Here is a 17334-nt window from a genome sequence, read left to right as displayed (position 1 = left end):
CCCGCGGCCTCACCCCGCTTTCACGCGGTTTCGTCGCGCAGGGCCCGCCTCAGGATCTTGCCCACGTTGGTTTTGGGTAGCTCGTCGCGGAATTCGACGATCCGCGGCTGCTTGTAGCCGGTCAGGTTCTCGCGGGCATGGGCCTTGACCTGTTCCGCCGTGAGCGAGGGATCCTTGCGCACGATCACCAGCTTGACCGCCTCGCCGGAGCGCTCGTCGGGGACGCCCACCGCCGCCACCTCAAGCACCCCGGGCATCATCGCGATCACGTCCTCGATCTCGTTGGGATACACGTTGAAGCCCGAGACCAGGATCATGTCCTTCTTGCGGTCGACGATGTAGAAGAAGCCCTGGTCGTCCATCTTCGCCATGTCGCCGGTGTGCAGCCAGCCGTCGCCGTCGATGGCGGCGGCCGTCTCCTCAGGCCGGTTCCAGTAGCCCTTCATCACCTGCGGACCCTTGACGCACAGCTCGCCCACCTCGCCGGCGGGCAGTTGGCGCCCGTCCTCGTCCTTCACGCAGACATCGGTGGAGGGCACCGGCAGCCCGATCGCGCCGTTGTAGTCGGCCAGGTTCATCGGATTGATGCACGCAGCGGGCGAGGTTTCGGTCAGGCCGTAGGCCTCGACCAGGGTGACCCCGGTGACCTTCTTCCAGCGCTCGGCGACCGCACGCTGCACGGCCATCCCGCCGCCTAGCGTGAGGTGCAGCTTCGAGAAATCGATCGTGTCGAAGCCGGGCGTGTTGAGCAGCCCGTTGAACAGGGTGTTGACGCCCGTGATCGCCGTGAACGGCTCGCGCTTGAGCTCCTTCACGAATCCCGGCATGTCGCGCGGGTTGGTGATCAGGATGTTCTTCGCGCCGTACTTCATGAAGACCAGGCCGTTCGCCGTCAGCGCGAAGATGTGGTACAGCGGCAGCGCGGTGACGATGACCTCCTCGCCGAGCCTGACGTTGGTCCCGATCCAGGCCGAGGCCTGCTGCATGTTCGCCACCAGGTTGCGGTGGGTCAGCATCGCGCCCTTGGCCACGCCCGTCGTGCCGCCGGTGTACTGCAGGAAGGCGATGTCGTCGTGGGTGATCGCGACCTCGGGCAGCGCGTGGCGCTCGCCTGCGTCGAGCGCGGCGCGGAAGCGGACGGCCGACGGGATGTCGAAGTCGGGCACCATCTTCTTCACGTTGCGCAGCACGAAGTTGACGATCGCGCCCTTGGGAAACCCGAGCATGTCGCCCAGCCCGGTGGTGATGACCTGGCGGATCTGCGCGTCGGCGAGCACGTCCTGGACGGTCTTGGCGAAGTTGTCCAGCACCAGGATTACGCTCGCGCCGGAATCGACCATCTGGTGGCGAAGTTCGCGCGGGGTGTACATCGGGTTGACGTTCACCACCGTGAGCCCGGCGCGCAGGATGCCGAAGGTCGCGATCGGGTACTGCAGGCAGTTGGGCATCATGATCGCGACGCGATCGCCCTTCTTGAGCTTGAGTTCGCCCAGCAGGTAGGCGGCGAAGCGGCGGCTCAGCGCATCCACCTCGGCGTAGGTGAGCACCTTGCCCATGCTGGAGAACGCCGGACGGTCGCCGAACTGGCGGATCGACTGTTCCAGCACGGCCGGAATGGATGGGAATTCGTCGACGTCGATATCCGCAGGAACACCGGCGGGGTATTGCGCGAGCCACGGACGTTCGATCGTCATTCCATCCCCTCCACGGAACTGCTAGGCCGGCATTTCGTGCGATACCGTTGAGTATGGATTGGAGCATAGGCTCCAGAGGCTGGCAAGGCGCCTCGGGAATGCATGCGGGCCGTGGATGTGGTGCGGCTGGCCGGCGCGTTGCCTTACATTGCATGGGCCGCAGAGGGGACGACATGACGCTCGGATTTGCTGGAATGCGTGCTGCGCAGGGCACAGACGGAGTGGGGCGGCACAGGCCGGGGTGCGGAGTGTCGATGGCGTGCGCGCTGTTGCTGGCGCTGCTGGCATCGGGCTGCGCGCGCACGGATCCCGAGCAGGCATTGCGCGAGACCGTGGCGCAGCTGCAGTCGGCGATCGAGGAGCGCGATCCTGCTGCAATGCAGCAGCACCTGGCGGAGGATTTCATCGGCAACGACGGCCTCGACCGCGACGGCGCCCGACGACTCGCGGGCGCGATGTTGCTCCGCTATCGCGACCTCGCCATCGATGCCGGCCCGCTGCAGGTGGACATCGACGGGACGCATGCGGTCGTGCGTTTCACCGCAGTGCTCCGGGGAGGTTCCGGGCGCCTGTTGCCCGAGAGTGCGCGCGTCTACGAGGTCGAAACGGGCTGGCGTCTTCAGCAGGGCGACTGGCGGCTCACCAGCGCCCGCTGGACGCCGACCCTCTAGTGCTCGACTTCCGTTCGAGTTGGGCAAGCACGTAGTGCAGCAGGCCGCCATGGTGGGTGAGGGCATGCCGTTGGCCCGGCACAGCCGCGCGGCGCGCCCGAACGCCCGGCGCGCTGCGCCGGGCGGGGCTTGCTCCAGCGATGCGCGGAATCGTCAGTTGCGCGCCGCCAGCTGGCGGAGCACGTAGTGCAGCAGGCCGCCATGGCGGAAGTACTCCACCTCCTTGGGCGTCAGCAGCAGCACGTGGACCTCGAAGCGCACCTCGGTGCCATCGGCACGGGTGGCGACCACGGTCGCGGTCTTCGCCTTGCCGTCGTCCAGTCCGGTGATCTCGATCACCTCGGTTCCGTCCAGGCCGTGGCCGGCGGCGCTCTCGCCATCGCGGAACTGCAGCGGCAGCACGCCCATGCCGACCAGGTTGGCGCGGTGGATGCGTTCGAAGCTCTGCGCCACGACCGCGCGGATGCCCAGCAGGTTGGTGCCCTTGGCCGCCCAGTCGCGGGATGAGCCGGTGCCGTACTCCTTGCCGGCGAACACCACCGTCGGCACGCCGGCGTCGATGTACTTCATCGCCGCGTCGTAGATCGGCATCTTCTCCGGCGTGGCGTCGCTGCCCGGCGTCCCGAAGTACAGCGTGTTGCCGCCTTCCTCGCCGCCGAAGAACAGGTTCTTGATGCGGATGTTGGCGAACGTGCCGCGCACCATCACGTCGTCGTTGCCGCGGCGCGAGCCGTAGCTGTTGAAGTCGGCCGGCTGCACGCCACGCGACTGCAGGAAGCGACCGGCCGGGGAGTCCTGCTTGATGTTGCCGGCCGGGGAAATGTGGTCGGTGGTGATCGAGTCGCCGAACATCCCCATCACCCGTGCGCCGTGGATGTCGTCGATGCGGCCGACGTCCATCGTCATGCCTTCGAAGTAAGGCGGGTTCTTGATGTAGGTCGAATCCCCGTCCCACGCGTACAGGTCGCCGTCGGGCGAATCGATCGTGTTCCAGCGGCTGTCGCCCTTGAACACGTCGGCGTAGTTCTTGTGGAACATCTCCGGGCCGATGGTGCGGGCGATGAAATCGCCGATTTCCTTGTTGGTGGGCCAGATGTCCCGCAGGTAGACCGGCCGTCCGTCGCTGCCGGTGCCCAGTGGCTCGCTGGACAGGTCGATGTCCACCGTGCCGGCGATCGCGTACGCGACCACCAGCGGCGGCGAGGCGAGATAATTCATCTTCACCTCGGCGTGGATGCGACCCTCGAAGTTGCGGTTGCCCGACAGCACCGAGGCAACGGCCAGATCGTTCTGGGCGATGCCCTTCGACACCGCTTCCGGCAGCGGGCCGGAATTGCCGATGCACGTGGTGCAGCCGTAGCCGACCACGAAGAAGCCGAGCTTCTCGAGGTCGTCGAGCACGCCCGCCTTCTTCAGGTAGTCGGTGACCACCAGGGAGCCCGGTCCGAGCGAGGTCTTGACCCAGGGCGCGGCCTTCAGGCCCCTGGCCACGGCGTTGCGCGCGAGCAGGCCGGCGCCCAGCATCACCGCAGGGTTGGAGGTGTTGGTGCACGAGGTGATCGCCGCGATCACCACCGCGCCGTCGGTGAGCTCGTGTTCGGCATCGTCGATGGTGATCGTCGAGACCGGCCGGGCGGCGAGCCGTTCGGCCTGCGGCTGTCCCCCGCCTTCCTTCTCGAACCGCTCCACCTGCCGCTCGACCCCGCCATTGGGCGCGCCGTTGCGGCGGGCCACCAGCGGGCCGAGGTGTTCGTGGAAGTTGCGCTTGACGTCCTCGAGCAGGACCCGATCCTGCGGCCGCTTCGGACCCGCCAGCGAGGGCCGCACGCTGTCCATGTCCAGCTCCAGGACGCTGCTGTAGCGCGCCTCGGCCGCGCCGGGCTCGTGCCACAGCCCCTGCGCCCGGGCGTAGGCCTCGACCAGCGCGATCTGCGACTCGTCCCGGCCCGACAGGCGCAGGTAGTTCAGCGACTCGCCGTCGACCGGGAAGATGCCGCAGGTCGCGCCGTATTCGGGCGCCATGTTGCCGATGGTCGCGCGGTCGGCCAGTGGCAGGTGCTGGAGGCCGGCGCCGAAGAACTCGACGAACTTGCCGACCACGCCGTGCTTGCGCAGCATCTCGGTGACCGTGAGCACCAGGTCGGTCGCGGTCGCGCCCTCGGGCAGGCGGCCGGTCAGCTTGAAGCCGACGACCTGCGGGATGAGCATCGAGGAGGGCTGGCCGAGCATCGCCGCCTCGGCCTCGATCCCGCCCACGCCCCAGCCGAGCACGCCGATGCCGTTGATCATCGTGGTGTGCGAGTCGGTGCCGAACACGGTGTCGGGATACGCCCACGCCTGGCCGTCGTGCTCGCCGGTCATCACCACGCGCGCCAGGTGCTCCAGGTTCACCTGGTGGACGATGCCGGTATTGGGCGGCACCACCTTGAAGTTGCGGAATGCCTTCTGGCCCCAGCGCAGGAAGCCGTAGCGTTCGCGGTTGCGCTGGAACTCGATCTTGCCGTTGAGGTCGAGCGCATCCGCCCGCCCGTACACGTCCACCTGTACCGAGTGGTCGATCACCAGTTCCGAGGGGATCAGCGGATTGATCTGCTCGGGCCGGCCGCCCAGCTTGACCACCGCGTCGCGCATCGCCGCGAGGTCCACCACGCAGGGCACGCCGGTGAAATCCTGCAGCACCACGCGCGCGGGCATGAAGGCGATCTCGGTGTCGGGCGCCGCCTCCGGGTTCCAGCGCGCAAGCGCCTCGATGTGCTGCGGCAGCACGGTCACGCCGTCCTCGTGCCGCAGCAGGTTCTCCAGCAGGATCTTCAGCGAGTAGGGCAGGCGGGCGATGTCGAAGCGTTCGCCGAGCGTGGGCAGGCTCGCGTAGGCGTAGGACTGGCCGCCGACCTCGAGCGTGCGGCGGGTGGAGAAGGAATCGGCCATGACGGGGGGCTCCTGTGGCTGCGGGCTTCAGGCTGGCCCCGAGTCTACGCCGGTCCGTGTGGCGGACCGGCGACGGAAACGCGGGGCCGAGGCCAGTATGGGACCACCAGTATGGACCATGAAGTATGTATAATTCGTCCATACCGTTGCATCCAGGGAGCCCGTGATGGAAGCCACCGTCGCCGAACGCGGCCAGATCACCCTGCCCAAGGCGGTGCGCGACGCGCTCGGGCTGACCAAGGGCAGCGTGCTCAAGGTCGAGCTCGAGGGCAGCCGGATCATCCTGAGCAAGCACGTCGACGACGCGATCTCGCGCGTGCGCGGCAAGTTCGCGCTCGATGCGGGCGCCGAGCCGGGCAAGGCGAAGGGATGATCGCGGTCGACGCCCCGGTCCTGGTCGAGCTGCTGGCCGACGGGCCGCGCGCGGACGCCGTCGAGACCAGCCTGCGCCAGTGCCTGGGCGGGGGACGGGTGGTGGTGTGCGACGCCGCCCTGGCGCAGGTGAGCGCGGCGCTGCGCAACGGCGCCGAGGCGCTGGCGGCGATCGAGGAGATGGGTGTGCACTTCAGCGCGCTGGAATCCAAGTCCGCGCTGCGCGCGGGCGAGATGCTGCGGCGCCATCGCCAGCGCAGTGGCGAGCCGCGCCCGATCGCCGATTTCCTGGTCGGTGCGCACGCCCTGCTGCAGTGCGACGGCCTGGTGACGTTCGATGCCACGTTCCATCGCGACTATTTCAAGGGCCTGAAGCTCATCGTGCCGAAGGCCTGACCCCTTTCCACCCGATTCCCGGAGATTCCGATGCTGGACGCCTATCGCCACCATGTCGCCGAGCGCGCCGCCCTCGGCGTGCCGCCGCTGCCGCTGAGCGCGCAGCAGACGGCGGACGTGATCGAACTGATCAAGAATCCGCCGGCGGGCGAGGAAGGCGTCCTCGTCGACCTGCTGACCCATCGTGTGCCGGCAGGCGTCGACGACGCCGCCAAGGTCAAGGCGTCCTACCTGGCTGCGCTGGCCTTCGGCACCGAGTCGACCCCGCTGATCGGCCGCGAGCGCGCCACCGAACTGCTGGGCACCATGCTCGGCGGCTACAACGTCGCGCCGCTGGTCGACCTGCTCGACGATCCCGCGGTCGGCACGATCGCGGCGGACGGACTGAAGAAGACCCTGCTGGTGTTCGACGCCTTCCATGACGTGGAGGAGAAGGCGAAGGCCGGCAACGCGAACGCCCGCGCCGTGCTGCGGAGCTGGGCCGATGCCGAATGGTTCACCGGCAGGCCCGAAGTGCCGCAGTCGCTGACCGTCACCGTGTTCAAGGTGCCGGGCGAGACGAATACCGACGACCTGTCGCCGGCGCCCGATGCGACTACCCGCCCCGACATTCCGTTGCATGCGCTGGCGATGCTGAAGAACCGGCGCCCCGACGCGCCCTTCGTGCCGGAAGAGGACGGCAGGCGCGGGCCGATCCGGGAGATCCTCTCGCTCAAGGACAAGGGCCACCTGGTCGCCTACGTCGGCGACGTGGTCGGCACCGGGTCCAGCCGCAAGTCCGCCACCAACTCGGTGCTGTGGTGGACCGGCGACGACATCCCGTTCATCCCCAACAAGCGTGCCGGCGGCGTGTGCCTGGGCAGCAAGATCGCGCCGATCTTCTACAACACCATGGAAGACGCCGGGGCGCTGCCGATCGAACTGGACGTGTCGCAGATGGATCACGGCGACGTGGTCGAGCTGCGCCCGTACGAGGGCAGGGCGCTGAAGGACGGCCAGGTCATCGCGGAATTCCAGGTCAAGTCCGAGGTGCTGTTCGACGAGGTGCGTGCCGGCGGCCGCATTCCGCTGATCATCGGCCGTGGCCTGACCGCGCGTGCGCGCGAGTCCCTGGGCCTGCCGGTGACCGACCTGTTCCGCCTGCCGCAGCAGCCGGCCGACAGCGGCAAGGGCTACTCGCTGGCGCAGAAGATGGTCGGCCGTGCCTGCGGCCTGCCGGAAGGGCAGGGCGTGCGCCCGGGCACCTATTGCGAGCCGAAGATGACGTCGGTGGGTTCGCAGGACACCACCGGCCCGATGACCCGCGACGAGCTCAAGGACCTGGCCTGCCTGGGCTTCTCGGCCGATCTCGTTATGCAGTCGTTCTGCCACACCGCGGCCTATCCGAAGCCGGTGGACGTGAAGACCCACCACACCCTGCCGGAGTTCATCTCCACCCGCGGCGGCATCGCGCTGCGACCCGGCGACGGCGTGATCCACAGCTGGCTCAACCGCATGCTGCTGCCCGACACCGTCGGCACGGGCGGTGATTCGCACACGCGCTTCCCGGTTGGCATCTCGTTCCCCGCCGGTTCGGGCCTGGTCGCGTTCGCCGCCGCCACCGGCGTGATGCCGCTGGACATGCCCGAATCCGTGCTGGTGCGCTTCAAGGGCGAACTGCAGCCCGGCGTGACCCTGCGCGACCTGGTCAACGCCATCCCGTACTACGCGCTCAAGGCCGGCCTGCTGACCGTGGCCAAGCAGGGCAAGAAGAACATCTTCTCCGGCCGCATCCTCGAGATCGAGGGCCTGCCGGACCTGAAGGTGGAGCAGGCGTTCGAGCTGTCGGATGCGTCGGCCGAGCGTTCGGCGGCCGGCTGCACCGTGCGGCTCGACAAGGCGCCGATCATCGAATACCTCACCAGCAACATCACGCTGCTGAAGTGGATGATCGCGGAAGGGTATGCGGACCCGCGTTCGCTGGCGCGCCGCATCGCGAAGATGGAGGAGTGGCTGGCCGACCCGCAGCTGCTCGAGCCCGATGCCGACGCCGAGTACGCGGCGGTGATCGAGATCGACCTGGCCGACGTGCACGAGCCGCTGCTGGCCTGTCCGAACGATCCGGACGACGTGAAGTCGCTGTCGGACGTGGCCGGCACGGCGATCGACGAGGTGTTCATCGGGTCGTGCATGACCAACATCGGCCACTTCCGCGCCGCGGCGAAGCTGCTGGAAGGTAAGCGCGACATCCCCACGCGCCTGTGGGTGGCGCCGCCGACCAAGATGGACGCCTCCGAACTGACCAAGGAAGGCGTGTACGGCACGTTCGGCACCGCCGGCGCGCGCATGGAGATGCCGGGCTGCTCGCTGTGCATGGGCAACCAGGCGCAGGTGCGAGAGGGCGCGACCGTGTTCTCCACCAGCACCCGCAACTTCCCCAACCGCCTGGGGCGCAATTCCAACGTGTTCCTGGGGTCTGCGGAACTGGCGGCGATCTGCTCGCGCCTGGGCCGCATTCCCACGAAGGAGGAGTACATGGCGGACATCGGCGTGATCAACGATCAGGGCGCCGAGATCTACCGCTACATGAACTTCGACCAGATCGAGGAATACCGCGACACGGCCGCCGGCGTCGCCGCCTGAGCCTGACGGTAGACGCGCCTGAAGACGGGCGCGTCAGCCGGCTGCACCGTTGCCCGTCCTCTCGAGTGACGACTGCGCGCCCCGTGTTACCGCGGCGGCGCCCGGAACCCTGACCCACATGACCGATTCCGCCAGACTCGCCCCCGCCGGCCGGGTATTCGCCATCGTCGCCTTCGTCGAGGCCGCCACCTGGGCCGGCCTGCTGCTCGGGATGCTGCTCAAGTACGGCACCGGCACCACCGATCTCGGCGTGTGGCTGTTCGGACGCCTGCACGGCGCGGCGTTCCTGCTCTACGTGGTGGTCGCGGTGGGCGCGGGCGTGCGCCTGCGCTGGCCGCTGTGGGCGCTGCTGGTGGCGCTGGTCGCCGCGGTGCCCCCGCTGGCGACGCTCCCGGTCGAAGTCTGGTTCCGTCGCCGCGGGCTGCTGTCGGCCCGCTGACGCCGTTCACCCCACGGGGAACGTTTCAGTCGAGCCAGCTCTCGATCGACTGCTGCAGCGCGCGCTTGCGCAGGAACAGGTCCCAGACGCTGCCGCCGAGCTGGCGCCAGAGCACCGCCGAGCGCAGCGAAGCGAGCAGGATCGCGCGGATCTCCGCCACCACGCCCGCCTGCCCCAGGTAATGGGGATTGCCCTGCACCATGACCTTCGGGCGCAGGTGGCTCACGGTGTCGGCATACAGGCTCCCCAGCGCCGCCAGCACGTCCGGGTGGCTGCTGCCCAGGGCATCGGCCTTCGGTTTCAGCGCCACGATGCCCTCGTGCACGCGCTCGCCCACCGCGTCGTTGGAGACGAACCGGCGCTCGAGCTGGGTCACGGCCAGCGCCAGCTTCGGCAACTGCGGATCATCGCCCTGGCTGGCCAGGTAGTCGCGCAGCAGCAACAGTCCCGGGCGCAGGTTGTGCGCGCCGCCGTAGACGTCCTCGGGCGACGCGGCGTCGATGCGGAATACGCTGTCGAGGCAGGTGCCCAGCACGGCGGCATCGGCCTGGCCGGTCTCGGCGATGCGGCGCACCTGTTTCAGCGCCTGCACCAGGCCGGCCAGCGCGAGGACGCGGTCGTCGCTCATGCCGCAGCCCCGCGCAGTTGCTGTTCCAGCGGCGCATCGGTGGCGGCGATGACCGCACCGCCGAGGCACACCTCGCCGTCGTACAGGACCACGGACTGGCCGGGCGTCACCGCCCGTTGCGGCTGGCGGAACGCGATCTCGAGGCGTCCGCTGGATTCATCGATGCTCACCTGGCAGGGTTCCTCCTGTTGCCGGTATCGGGTCTGGGCGCTGCAGTCGAAGCGTGCGGCCGGCGGCGTACCGCCGATCCAGTGCGCAGGTTCGCTCCACAGCCGTGACGAACGGAGATAGGGGCTGTCCGCCCCCTGGTCAACCACCAGCACGTTGCGCGCGACGTCCTTGCCCACCACGTACCAGGGCGCCGCACCGAAGCCGCGCACGCCGCCGATCTGCAGGCCTTCGCGCTGTCCCAGGGTGAAATAGAACACGCCGGGGTGGCGGCCGACGACGCGGCCGTCGGGGGTGTGCATCTCGCCCTCGCGCGCGGGCAGGTAGCGCGACAGGAAACCGCGGAAATCGCGCTCGCCGATGAAGCAGATGCCGGTCGAATCCTTTTTCGCCGCGGTGGGCAGGCCGGCCTCGCGCGCGAGTTCACGCACGCGGGTCTTGGGCAGGTCGCCGAGCGGAAACACGGTGGCCGCCAGCTGCGCCTGGCCGAGCTGGTGCAGGAAGTAGCTCTGGTCCTTGCTGCGGTCGACCGCGCGCAGCAGCTGCCAGCGGCTGCCGGCCCGGGCCACGCGGGCGTAATGGCCCGTGGCGATGCGTTCGGCACCCAGGCCGTGCGCGGCGTCGAGGAAATGCCTGAACTTGATCTCGCGGTTGCACAGCACGTCCGGATTGGGGGTGCGGCCGGCGGCGTACTCGGCGATGAAGTGTTCGAACACGCCGCTCCAGTACTCGTGCGAGAAGTCGCGGAAGTGGATCGGGATCCCCAGCCGTCCGCAGACCGCGACCGCGTCGCGACGATCGTCCTCGGCCCGGCATTCGCCGTCGCCGTCCTCGTTCCAGTTCTGCATGAACAGGCCGGCGATCGACTCGCCGGCGTCGCGCAGCCGCATTGCCGCGACCGAGGAGTCGACTCCGCCCGACATGCCCACCACGGTCCGCGGCGCGCTCATCCCAGCTGTGAGACCAGCGAGAGCGGGTGCCGGCGCCCGGCGAGGTGGTCGGCCACCGCCTGCCAGACCAGCGGGCTGCGGTGGCGGTCGGCCGCCGCGCGCAGTTCCGAGGGGGTCATCCACAGCGCACGCACGATGCCCTCGTCGAGCGGCCGCCCGGGATCGTGGGCCAGCGGCTCGGCGGCGAAGGCGAACCGAAGGTAGTGGCGGCCGGTCTCCGGCGCCTTCCACTGGTAGGCGCCCACGAAGGCGGTCAGGCGCACGTCCCAGCCGGTTTCCTCGCGGGTCTCGCGCAGCGCCGCATCGAGCAGGGTCTCGTCGGGCTCCAGATGGCCGGCCGGCTGGTTCAGCACCAGGCGGCCCTGGACCCGTTCCTCCACGCACAGCAGGCGACCGCCGTCGACCACCACCGTGGCCACGGTGACGTCGGGCTGCCAGAACCGGCCTTCGCGGTAGCTCATCGGGGGAGGATCCGGGTCACAGCTCGTCGCGCTCGCCGCTGAATTCGATTTCCTTGTTGTCCGCGACCTCGGCGGCGATGTCCATCGCCGCCTCGAGCTGGGCGGCGTCGACACTGTCAGGCACCTTGATCACGAAGTACACGGCGCCGCCGCCGATCTCCCAGGCGCCGAGCTTCTGCCGCCGGCTGTCCTCCAGCAGCGCCAGCGCCCGCGCGCCGTCGATCTCGTCCTTGTCCACCCACGCCGCCGGCGCGAACACCTCGCGCACGCGGAAGCCGCCGATCGACTCGGTGCGGCCGGAGACGAACACCAGCTGGGTCCGCCCTTCCTCGGCATAGTTGTAGGTCACCCGGTAGTCGCCGTCCTCGTCGACCTCGTACTTGATCCCGCGCGCGTCCAGCCGGGAGGCCACCGCCGCGTCCTCGGCCAGCGCGTTCGCCGCCGGCAGGGTGGGCAGCAACAGCGCGGCGCACAGGGCCAGGCGGGCGTGGAACGGCATCGGATCACCCTCGAGATATGTGGAACCGCGATTGTCTCGCGCCGGGAGCCGGGCCGTCCACGTGGACGTGGACCAGGGATGCACCGTGGCTTCGTATAATGGGCCGATGACCCGAAAGCATGCGCCCGACCACGAGCACGGCACCGTGGTGGAGACCGGCAAGCCAGAACTGGCGCGCCCGCCGCTGTACTCCGTCCTGCTGCTGAACGACGACTACACGCCCATGGACTTCGTGGTCGACGTGCTGGTCCGCTTCTTCGCCCTGGACCTGGAGAAGGCCACCCAGGTCATGCTCCACGTCCACACCCGTGGCCGCGGGGTCTGCGGGGTGTACAGCCGCGAGGTGGCCGAGTCCAAGGTCGCACAGGTGAACGAATACGCCCGGCTCAACCAGCACCCCTTGCTCTGCACCATGGAAAAGGCCTAAAAGGGGCCAAGGCCGGGGCATGGAAATGCCGGGTTCGCGGCCCCATACAGGCAGCAGTTCCCCGGAGGCTCCCGCCCCATGTTCAGCAAGGATCTCGAGTACAGCATCGGCCAGTGCTACAAGCGCGCCCGCGAAGCGCGCGACGAGTACATGACGGTCGAACACCTGCTGCTTGCACTGCTCGACAACCCCTCCGCCGAGGCCGTGCTCAAGGCCACCGGCGCCGACTTCCACCGCCTGCGCAGCGACCTCGAGCAGGCCATCCTGACCTCGGTCTCCAAGCTGCCCGACGACGACGGCCGCGATACCCAGCCCACGCTCGGGTTCCAGCGCGTGCTGCAGCGGGCCGTGTACCACGTCCAGTCCTCGGGCAAGAAGGAGGTCACCGGCGCCAACGTGCTGGTGGCGATCTTCGGCGAGAAGGACTCGCACGCCGTGTACTTCCTCAACCAGCAGGACGTCACCCGGCTGGATGTCGTGAACTACATGTCGCACGGCATCGCCAAGACCGGCGGAGAGGATGCGGCCCACGCCGCCGAGGACGCCGCCGCGCGCGCCGAGGGCGGCGAGGCGGGCGAGGGCAAGGGCGATGCCCTGGCCGAATTCGCCACCGACCTCAACGCGATGGCGGTCGAAGGCCGGATCGATCCGCTGGTCGGCCGCGCCGAGGAGATCGAGCGCACCATCCAGGTGCTCTGCCGCCGGCGCAAGAACAACCCGCTGTACGTCGGCGAAGCCGGGGTCGGCAAGACCGCGATCGCCGAAGGACTGGCGCGCCGCATCGTCGACGGCCAGGTGCCCGAGGTGCTGGCCGACGCGACGATCTACTCGCTCGACCTGGGCGCGCTGGTGGCCGGCACCAAGTACCGCGGCGATTTCGAGAAGCGGCTCAAGGCGGTGCTCAGCGCCATCAAGAAGCATCCGGGCGCGATCCTGTTCATCGACGAGATCCACACCATCATCGGCGCGGGCTCGGCTTCGGGCGGCACCATGGACGCCTCGAACCTGATCAAGCCGGCGCTCGCCTCGGGCGAACTGCGCTGCATCGGATCGACCACGTTCCAGGAATACCGCGGCATCTTCGAGAAGGACCGCGCACTGGCGCGGCGCTTCCAGAAGATCGACATCGTCGAGCCGACCGTGGGCGAGACTTACGAGATCCTGCGCGGCCTCAAGGGCAGGTACGAGGAGCACCACGACGTGCTCTACGAGGACGACGCCCTGCGCGCCGCCGTCGACCTGTCGGTCAAGCACATCGGCGACCGTCTGCTTCCGGACAAGGCGATCGACGTGATCGACGAGGCCGGCGCGCGCCAGCGCCTGCTGCCGGACGACGTGCGCAAGACGCTGATCGACGTCGAGGAGGTCGAGGCGATCGTGGCCAAGATGGCGCGCATCCCGACCAAGCAGGTCAGTGCCTCCGACAAGGACGTGCTCGAGCACCTGGAGCGCAACCTGAAGATGGTGATCTTCGGCCAGGATCCGGCGATCGAGACGCTCACTTCCGCGATCAAGCTCGCCCGCTCCGGGCTGGCCAATCCGGACAAGCCGATCGGCAACTTCCTGTTCGCCGGCCCCACGGGCGTGGGCAAGACCGAGGTCACCAAGCAGCTCGCGCTGCAGCTCGGGATCGAGCTGGTGCGCTTCGACATGTCCGAGTACATGGAGCCGCATTCGGTCTCGCGCCTGATCGGTGCGCCCCCGGGCTACGTCGGTTTCGACCAGGGCGGCCTGCTGACCGAGAAGATCGTCAAGACGCCGCATTGCGTGCTGCTGCTGGACGAGGTGGAGAAGGCGCACCCGGACATCTTCAACATCCTGCTGCAGGTGATGGACCGTGGTGTGCTGACCGACACCAACGGTCGCGAGGCGAACTTCCGCAACGTGATCCTGGTGATGACCACCAACGCGGGCGCTGCGCAGGCGTCACGGCGGTCGATCGGCTTCACCCGCCAGGACCACAGCACCGATGCGATGGAAGTGATCCGCAAGGGGTTCACCCCGGAGTTCCGCAACCGCCTCGACGCGATCGTGCAGTTCCAGGCGCTGGGGATGGACCACATCCTGCGCGTGGTGGACAAGTTCCTGATCGAGCTGGAGGCGCAGCTGCACGAGAAGAACGTCAGCCTGGCCGCCACGACGGCGGCGCGCGACTGGCTCGCTTCGCACGGTTTCGACCCGCTGATGGGTGCGCGGCCGATGGCGCGTGTGATCCAGGACAAGGTGAAGCGTCCGCTCGCCGACGAACTGCTGTTCGGCAAGCTGGTCAACGGAGGCCGCGTGAGCATCGACGTGCGCGACGATGAGCTGGTGGTCGAGGCCTCGGCGGAACCGGAAAAGCTGCTGCCGGCCACGGTCGAGTAATCCGCCATCGGGTTTGACGTACAAAGGGCGGCCCATGGCCGCCCTTTTTGCTGGTCGGGCATGTCATGTCGCCACGCCTCCGATCACGCCTCCGGTCCGCTCGAATCCACTCCTGCGGCTTCGGCGCGACGCCTCGTTCCGGCGGCAGGGAGCCGCTTTTCCCNCTCGGTCAGGGCTCCTGCCCTGACTCGGGCGCGCGCCATCCATGGCGCGCTCGTCGCGGCCCCCTGCCACCGGAACGAGGCTGCAGGTCGACCCGCTCCCACCGTTTCGGAAAACGGCAGCGCGCACTTACGGCAGGCGACGAGCTGGCTGCGAACTCGCGTGGTGCATCCCAGGGAGCATCGCGCTCAGGTGTCCGAAGCGGAATGTACGGAGGCTTGAATACCGCAGCGTCCGGCCGGGGATCGCGCACCGCTCAGGCAGGCGTCCTGCCCTCACTCGCGGCCACGGCACGCTCCTGTCCGCTTGCGTATTTCCCGGCCGCGTCACCGCGGGCGCCAGAGAGGTCGTTCCGCCGTGGGATGCGGCGATGTCCGAATCCGGATCGCCATAGACGGGTCCGTGCAGGAAACGTCGGCCCAAAAGATTCGCGGTCACTTGCTTTTGGAGAGAGGCGTCGCTGCCAACCGTCATCGAGCCGCCTTTCGGCGGCGGTGGGCTGCGACCAGCGCGCCATGGATGGCGCGCGCCCGAGTCAGGGCAGGAAGCCCTGACCGAGGGGAGAGCGGCCTGCCGCCGGCGGAAGGCGGCGTCCTTCCGAAGCCCGGCCGGCCGAGTGCGTGGCAACCGCTCGCCGAACCCTACGGACGCCCCGGGCGAAACTCGAGGCGTCGTGGAGCATCAGGCCCGCTTGCGTGTCTCGATCCACTGGTCGACGCGCCGCTCGAGCAGGCTCATCGGCAGTGCGCCACCACCGAGCACCGCGTCATGGAAGCCGCGGATGTCGAAGCGCTCGCCCAGTTCCGACTCCGCCTTCCGGCGCAGTTCCTGGATCCGGATCATGCCGATCTTGTAGGCCGTCGCCTGGCCGGGCCAGGTGATGTAGCGCTGCACTTCCGAGCGCACCGACGCGTCGGGGATCGCGGTGTTGGCCTTGAAATAGTCCACCGCCTGCTGCTCGGTCCAGCCCTTGGCATGCAGGCCGGTGTCGACCACCAGGCGCACCGCGCGCCACAGCTCGGAGCTCAGCCGGCCGTACTCGGAGTAGGGATCCTGGTAGGTCCCCGGCATCTCCTTGGCCAGCCATTCCGAATACAGGCCCCAGCCCTCGGAGTACGCAGTCGAACGTGCCTGGGTGCGGAACTCCGGGACACCGGTGAGTTCCTGGGCGATCGAGATCTGCATGTGATGGCCCGGCAGGCCTTCGTGGTAGGCGATGACCTCCAGTTCCGGCTTCGGCATGGCGTTCATATCCGACAGGTGCGCGTAGTACACGCCCGGGCGCGAACCATCCGGCGTGCCGGGGAAATAGTGCTGCGCGGCGCCCGGCTGCTCGCGGAACGGTTCGACCCGCTTGACCACCAGGTCCGCCTTCGGCAGCAGGCCGAAGTACTGCGGCAGCACCCGCTTGATGTTGGCGATCGCGGCCGTGGCCTCGTCGATGTAGGCCTGGCGGCCGGCATCGGTGTCCGGGAACTTGAACTTCGCGTCGCTGCCGATGTACTCGAAGAATGCCTGCAGGTCGCCGTCGAAGCCGACCTTGTCCTTCAGCGCCACCATCTCGCCGTGGATGCGCTTCACCTCGTCCAGGCCGATCTGGTGCACCTGGTCGGCGGTCAGGTCGGTGGTGGTGTGCATGCGCAGCTGGTGGCGGTAGTACTCGGCGCCATTGGGCTGGGTGCTGCCGACGCCGCTGGGATTCTCGGCCGCGTTGACGCGGTCGGCTTCGGCCCACGCGATCAGCTCGGCGTAGGGCGGCTGTACGTGCGCCACCAGCGCGGCCCGGGCCTGCGACTTGAGCTCGTCGGCGCGCGCGGCATCGATCTTGCCGGCCTTCACCAGCGCATCGGCCTTACCCTGCAGGTCCGCCCAGAGCGCCGAATCCTCGCCTTCGCCGAAGGGCGCGCCGCTGACCACCTTGCGGGCCTCGGTCAGCACCCCGTCGTAGGCGAAGCGCGGCATGCGGTAGCCGGCCTCGGCGTTGCGCTTCGCACGATCCAGCATCTGCCCGAAGGCGCGCGGAATCTCCTCGATGCGCGCGAGGTAGGCGAGGTAGTCGGATTCGTCCTCGACCTTGTGGAAGTTGATCAGGAACGTCGGCAGGAACGACTGCGCGCCCTGCATCTGGTTGAACACGTACACGTTGTCGCGAAACCGCATGGCGTCGCGCGCGTTCTCGTACTGCAGCTTCCACAGGTCGTAGGACAGCTGCGCTTCGGGATCGAGCGTCTCGCGGTCGAACTCGCGCTCCAGCTCCTCCACCGTGGCCTTCTGCCAGGCCAGTTGGCGGTCGCCGGCCTCGTAGGACATGTCGTCGAGCTGGTCGTACAGCTCCTTGCGGCCGAGGAAGGTCAGCGAGATCGGGCTGAAGCGCAGCTGCTCCTGGTACTTCTCCGCGAACCAGGCATCGAGGCGGCGGGCCTGGGCATCGGCGTCGTCGGCAGGCGCGGTGGCGGGGGCAGTGGCGGGCGCGTCCTGGGCGGACACCGCGCCGCCGGACAGGGCGAGCGCGATGGACAGGGCGAGCGTGCGGGCGGCAACGGGCAGGCGCAT

General features: G+C 68.7%; 14 protein-coding genes. 7 read left to right on the top strand and 7 right to left on the bottom strand.

All coding sequences use genetic code 11. The features are described from left to right. Positions 1-20: 20 nt before the first annotated feature. On the bottom strand, positions 21-1694 hold the full coding sequence (locus QFW81_RS07295) for a long-chain fatty acid--CoA ligase (RefSeq protein WP_280578028.1): 1674 nt from the start codon (positions 1692-1694) through the stop codon (positions 21-23). A gap of 269 nt (positions 1695-1963) precedes the next feature. On the opposite strand from QFW81_RS07295, the gene QFW81_RS07290 reads away from it, so the two are divergent. Continuing rightward, entirely contained in the window at positions 1964-2365 is a 402-nt protein-coding gene (locus QFW81_RS07290; RefSeq protein WP_280578027.1) for a nuclear transport factor 2 family protein, read from the top strand. Between the two features lie 153 nt (positions 2366-2518). Here QFW81_RS07290 and acnA read toward each other — a convergent pair whose 3' ends face one another. Continuing rightward, positions 2519-5293 (bottom strand): aconitate hydratase AcnA, encoded by a 2775-nt coding sequence (gene acnA / locus QFW81_RS07285; RefSeq protein WP_280578026.1) that lies wholly within the window; start codon positions 5291-5293, stop codon positions 2519-2521. Positions 5294-5459: 166 nt separating this feature from the next. On the opposite strand from acnA, the gene QFW81_RS07280 reads away from it, so the two are divergent. The 4 genes from QFW81_RS07280 to QFW81_RS07265 all read left to right on the top strand — a co-directional run bounded on the left by QFW81_RS07280 (position 5460) and on the right by QFW81_RS07265 (position 9122). Then, positions 5460-5666, top strand: a complete 207-nt coding sequence (locus QFW81_RS07280) for an AbrB/MazE/SpoVT family DNA-binding domain-containing protein (RefSeq protein ID WP_280578025.1) — start codon at positions 5460-5462, stop codon at positions 5664-5666. After that, entirely contained in the window at positions 5663-6061 is a 399-nt protein-coding gene (locus QFW81_RS07275) for a type II toxin-antitoxin system VapC family toxin (RefSeq protein WP_280578024.1), read from the top strand. Before QFW81_RS07280 ends, QFW81_RS07275 begins: the two co-directional genes overlap by 4 nt. 30 nt (positions 6062-6091) lie before the next feature. Further along, a complete protein-coding gene (gene acnB / locus QFW81_RS07270; RefSeq protein ID WP_280578023.1) occupies positions 6092-8683 on the top strand; it encodes a bifunctional aconitate hydratase 2/2-methylisocitrate dehydratase in 2592 nt (863 codons plus the stop codon). Positions 8684-8801: 118 nt separating this feature from the next. Beyond that, positions 8802-9122 carry a DUF3817 domain-containing protein gene (locus tag QFW81_RS07265; protein WP_280578021.1) on the top strand — a complete coding sequence of 107 codons (321 nt, stop codon included), beginning with the start codon at positions 8802-8804 and terminating at the stop codon, positions 9120-9122. A gap of 25 nt (positions 9123-9147) precedes the next feature. On the opposite strand, the gene hflD is transcribed toward QFW81_RS07265, so the two are convergent. From hflD to QFW81_RS07245, 4 genes are read right to left on the bottom strand one after another with little or no spacing between them, the layout of a single operon-like run. Continuing rightward, on the bottom strand, positions 9148-9750 hold the full coding sequence (hflD, locus tag QFW81_RS07260) for a high frequency lysogenization protein HflD (RefSeq protein WP_280578020.1): 603 nt from the start codon (positions 9748-9750) through the stop codon (positions 9148-9150). Beyond that, positions 9747-10868: a tRNA 2-thiouridine(34) synthase MnmA gene (gene mnmA, locus QFW81_RS07255; RefSeq protein ID WP_280578019.1), complete on the bottom strand. Its 1122-nt coding sequence runs from the start codon at positions 10866-10868 to the stop codon at positions 9747-9749. The genes hflD and mnmA overlap by 4 nt, the downstream gene beginning before the upstream one ends. Beyond that, on the bottom strand, positions 10865-11329 hold the full coding sequence (locus QFW81_RS07250) for an NUDIX hydrolase (protein WP_280578018.1): 465 nt from the start codon (positions 11327-11329) through the stop codon (positions 10865-10867). The genes mnmA and QFW81_RS07250 overlap by 4 nt, the downstream gene beginning before the upstream one ends. 16 nt (positions 11330-11345) lie before the next feature. Next, positions 11346-11828 (bottom strand): hypothetical protein, encoded by a 483-nt coding sequence (locus QFW81_RS07245; RefSeq protein ID WP_280578017.1) that lies wholly within the window; start codon positions 11826-11828, stop codon positions 11346-11348. Between the two features lie 106 nt (positions 11829-11934). Between QFW81_RS07245 and clpS the strand changes: the two genes are divergently transcribed. Then, positions 11935-12255, top strand: coding sequence for an ATP-dependent Clp protease adapter ClpS (gene clpS, locus QFW81_RS07240; protein ID WP_280578015.1), 321 nt, complete (start codon positions 11935-11937; stop codon positions 12253-12255). A 78-nt stretch (positions 12256-12333) separates the two neighbouring features. Beyond that, positions 12334-14619 carry an ATP-dependent Clp protease ATP-binding subunit ClpA gene (clpA, locus tag QFW81_RS07235; protein ID WP_280578014.1) on the top strand — a complete coding sequence of 762 codons (2286 nt, stop codon included), beginning with the start codon at positions 12334-12336 and terminating at the stop codon, positions 14617-14619. Between the two features lie 843 nt (positions 14620-15462). Here the strand turns inward: clpA and QFW81_RS07230 are convergent. Then, positions 15463-17334: a DUF885 domain-containing protein gene (locus tag QFW81_RS07230; RefSeq protein ID WP_280578013.1), complete on the bottom strand. Its 1872-nt coding sequence runs from the start codon at positions 17332-17334 to the stop codon at positions 15463-15465.

This window comes from Luteimonas kalidii (assembly GCF_029887935.1).
GTDB lineage: Bacteria > Pseudomonadota > Gammaproteobacteria > Xanthomonadales > Xanthomonadaceae > Luteimonas > Luteimonas kalidii.
The sequence above is the reverse complement of the archived record's forward strand: the minus strand, read 5'-3'. Positions and strand labels throughout refer to the sequence as shown.

Bases quoted from the DNA above. Each gene is read 5' to 3' on its own strand.
- acnB (WP_280578023.1), top strand. From the start codon at position 6,092: ATGCTGGACGCCTATCGCCACCATGTCGCCGAGCGCGCCGCCCTCGGC.
- QFW81_RS07280 (WP_280578025.1), top strand. From the start codon at position 5,460: ATGGAAGCCACCGTCGCCGAACGCGGCCAGATCACCCTGCCCAAGGCG.
- clpS (WP_280578015.1), top strand. From the start codon at position 11,935: ATGACCCGAAAGCATGCGCCCGACCACGAGCACGGCACCGTGGTGGAG.
- acnA (WP_280578026.1), bottom strand. From the start codon at position 5,293: ATGGCCGATTCCTTCTCCACCCGCCGCACGCTCGAGGTCGGCGGCCAG.
- QFW81_RS07295 (WP_280578028.1), bottom strand. From the start codon at position 1,694: ATGACGATCGAACGTCCGTGGCTCGCGCAATACCCCGCCGGTGTTCCT.
- QFW81_RS07245 (WP_280578017.1), bottom strand. From the start codon at position 11,828: ATGCCGTTCCACGCCCGCCTGGCCCTGTGCGCCGCGCTGTTGCTGCCC.
- QFW81_RS07230 (WP_280578013.1), bottom strand. From the start codon at position 17,334: ATGCGCCTGCCCGTTGCCGCCCGCACGCTCGCCCTGTCCATCGCGCTC.
- hflD (WP_280578020.1), bottom strand. From the start codon at position 9,750: ATGAGCGACGACCGCGTCCTCGCGCTGGCCGGCCTGGTGCAGGCGCTG.
- clpA (WP_280578014.1), top strand. From the start codon at position 12,334: ATGTTCAGCAAGGATCTCGAGTACAGCATCGGCCAGTGCTACAAGCGC.
- QFW81_RS07275 (WP_280578024.1), top strand. From the start codon at position 5,663: ATGATCGCGGTCGACGCCCCGGTCCTGGTCGAGCTGCTGGCCGACGGG.
- QFW81_RS07265 (WP_280578021.1), top strand. From the start codon at position 8,802: ATGACCGATTCCGCCAGACTCGCCCCCGCCGGCCGGGTATTCGCCATC.
- QFW81_RS07250 (WP_280578018.1), bottom strand. From the start codon at position 11,329: ATGAGCTACCGCGAAGGCCGGTTCTGGCAGCCCGACGTCACCGTGGCC.
- mnmA (WP_280578019.1), bottom strand. From the start codon at position 10,868: ATGAGCGCGCCGCGGACCGTGGTGGGCATGTCGGGCGGAGTCGACTCC.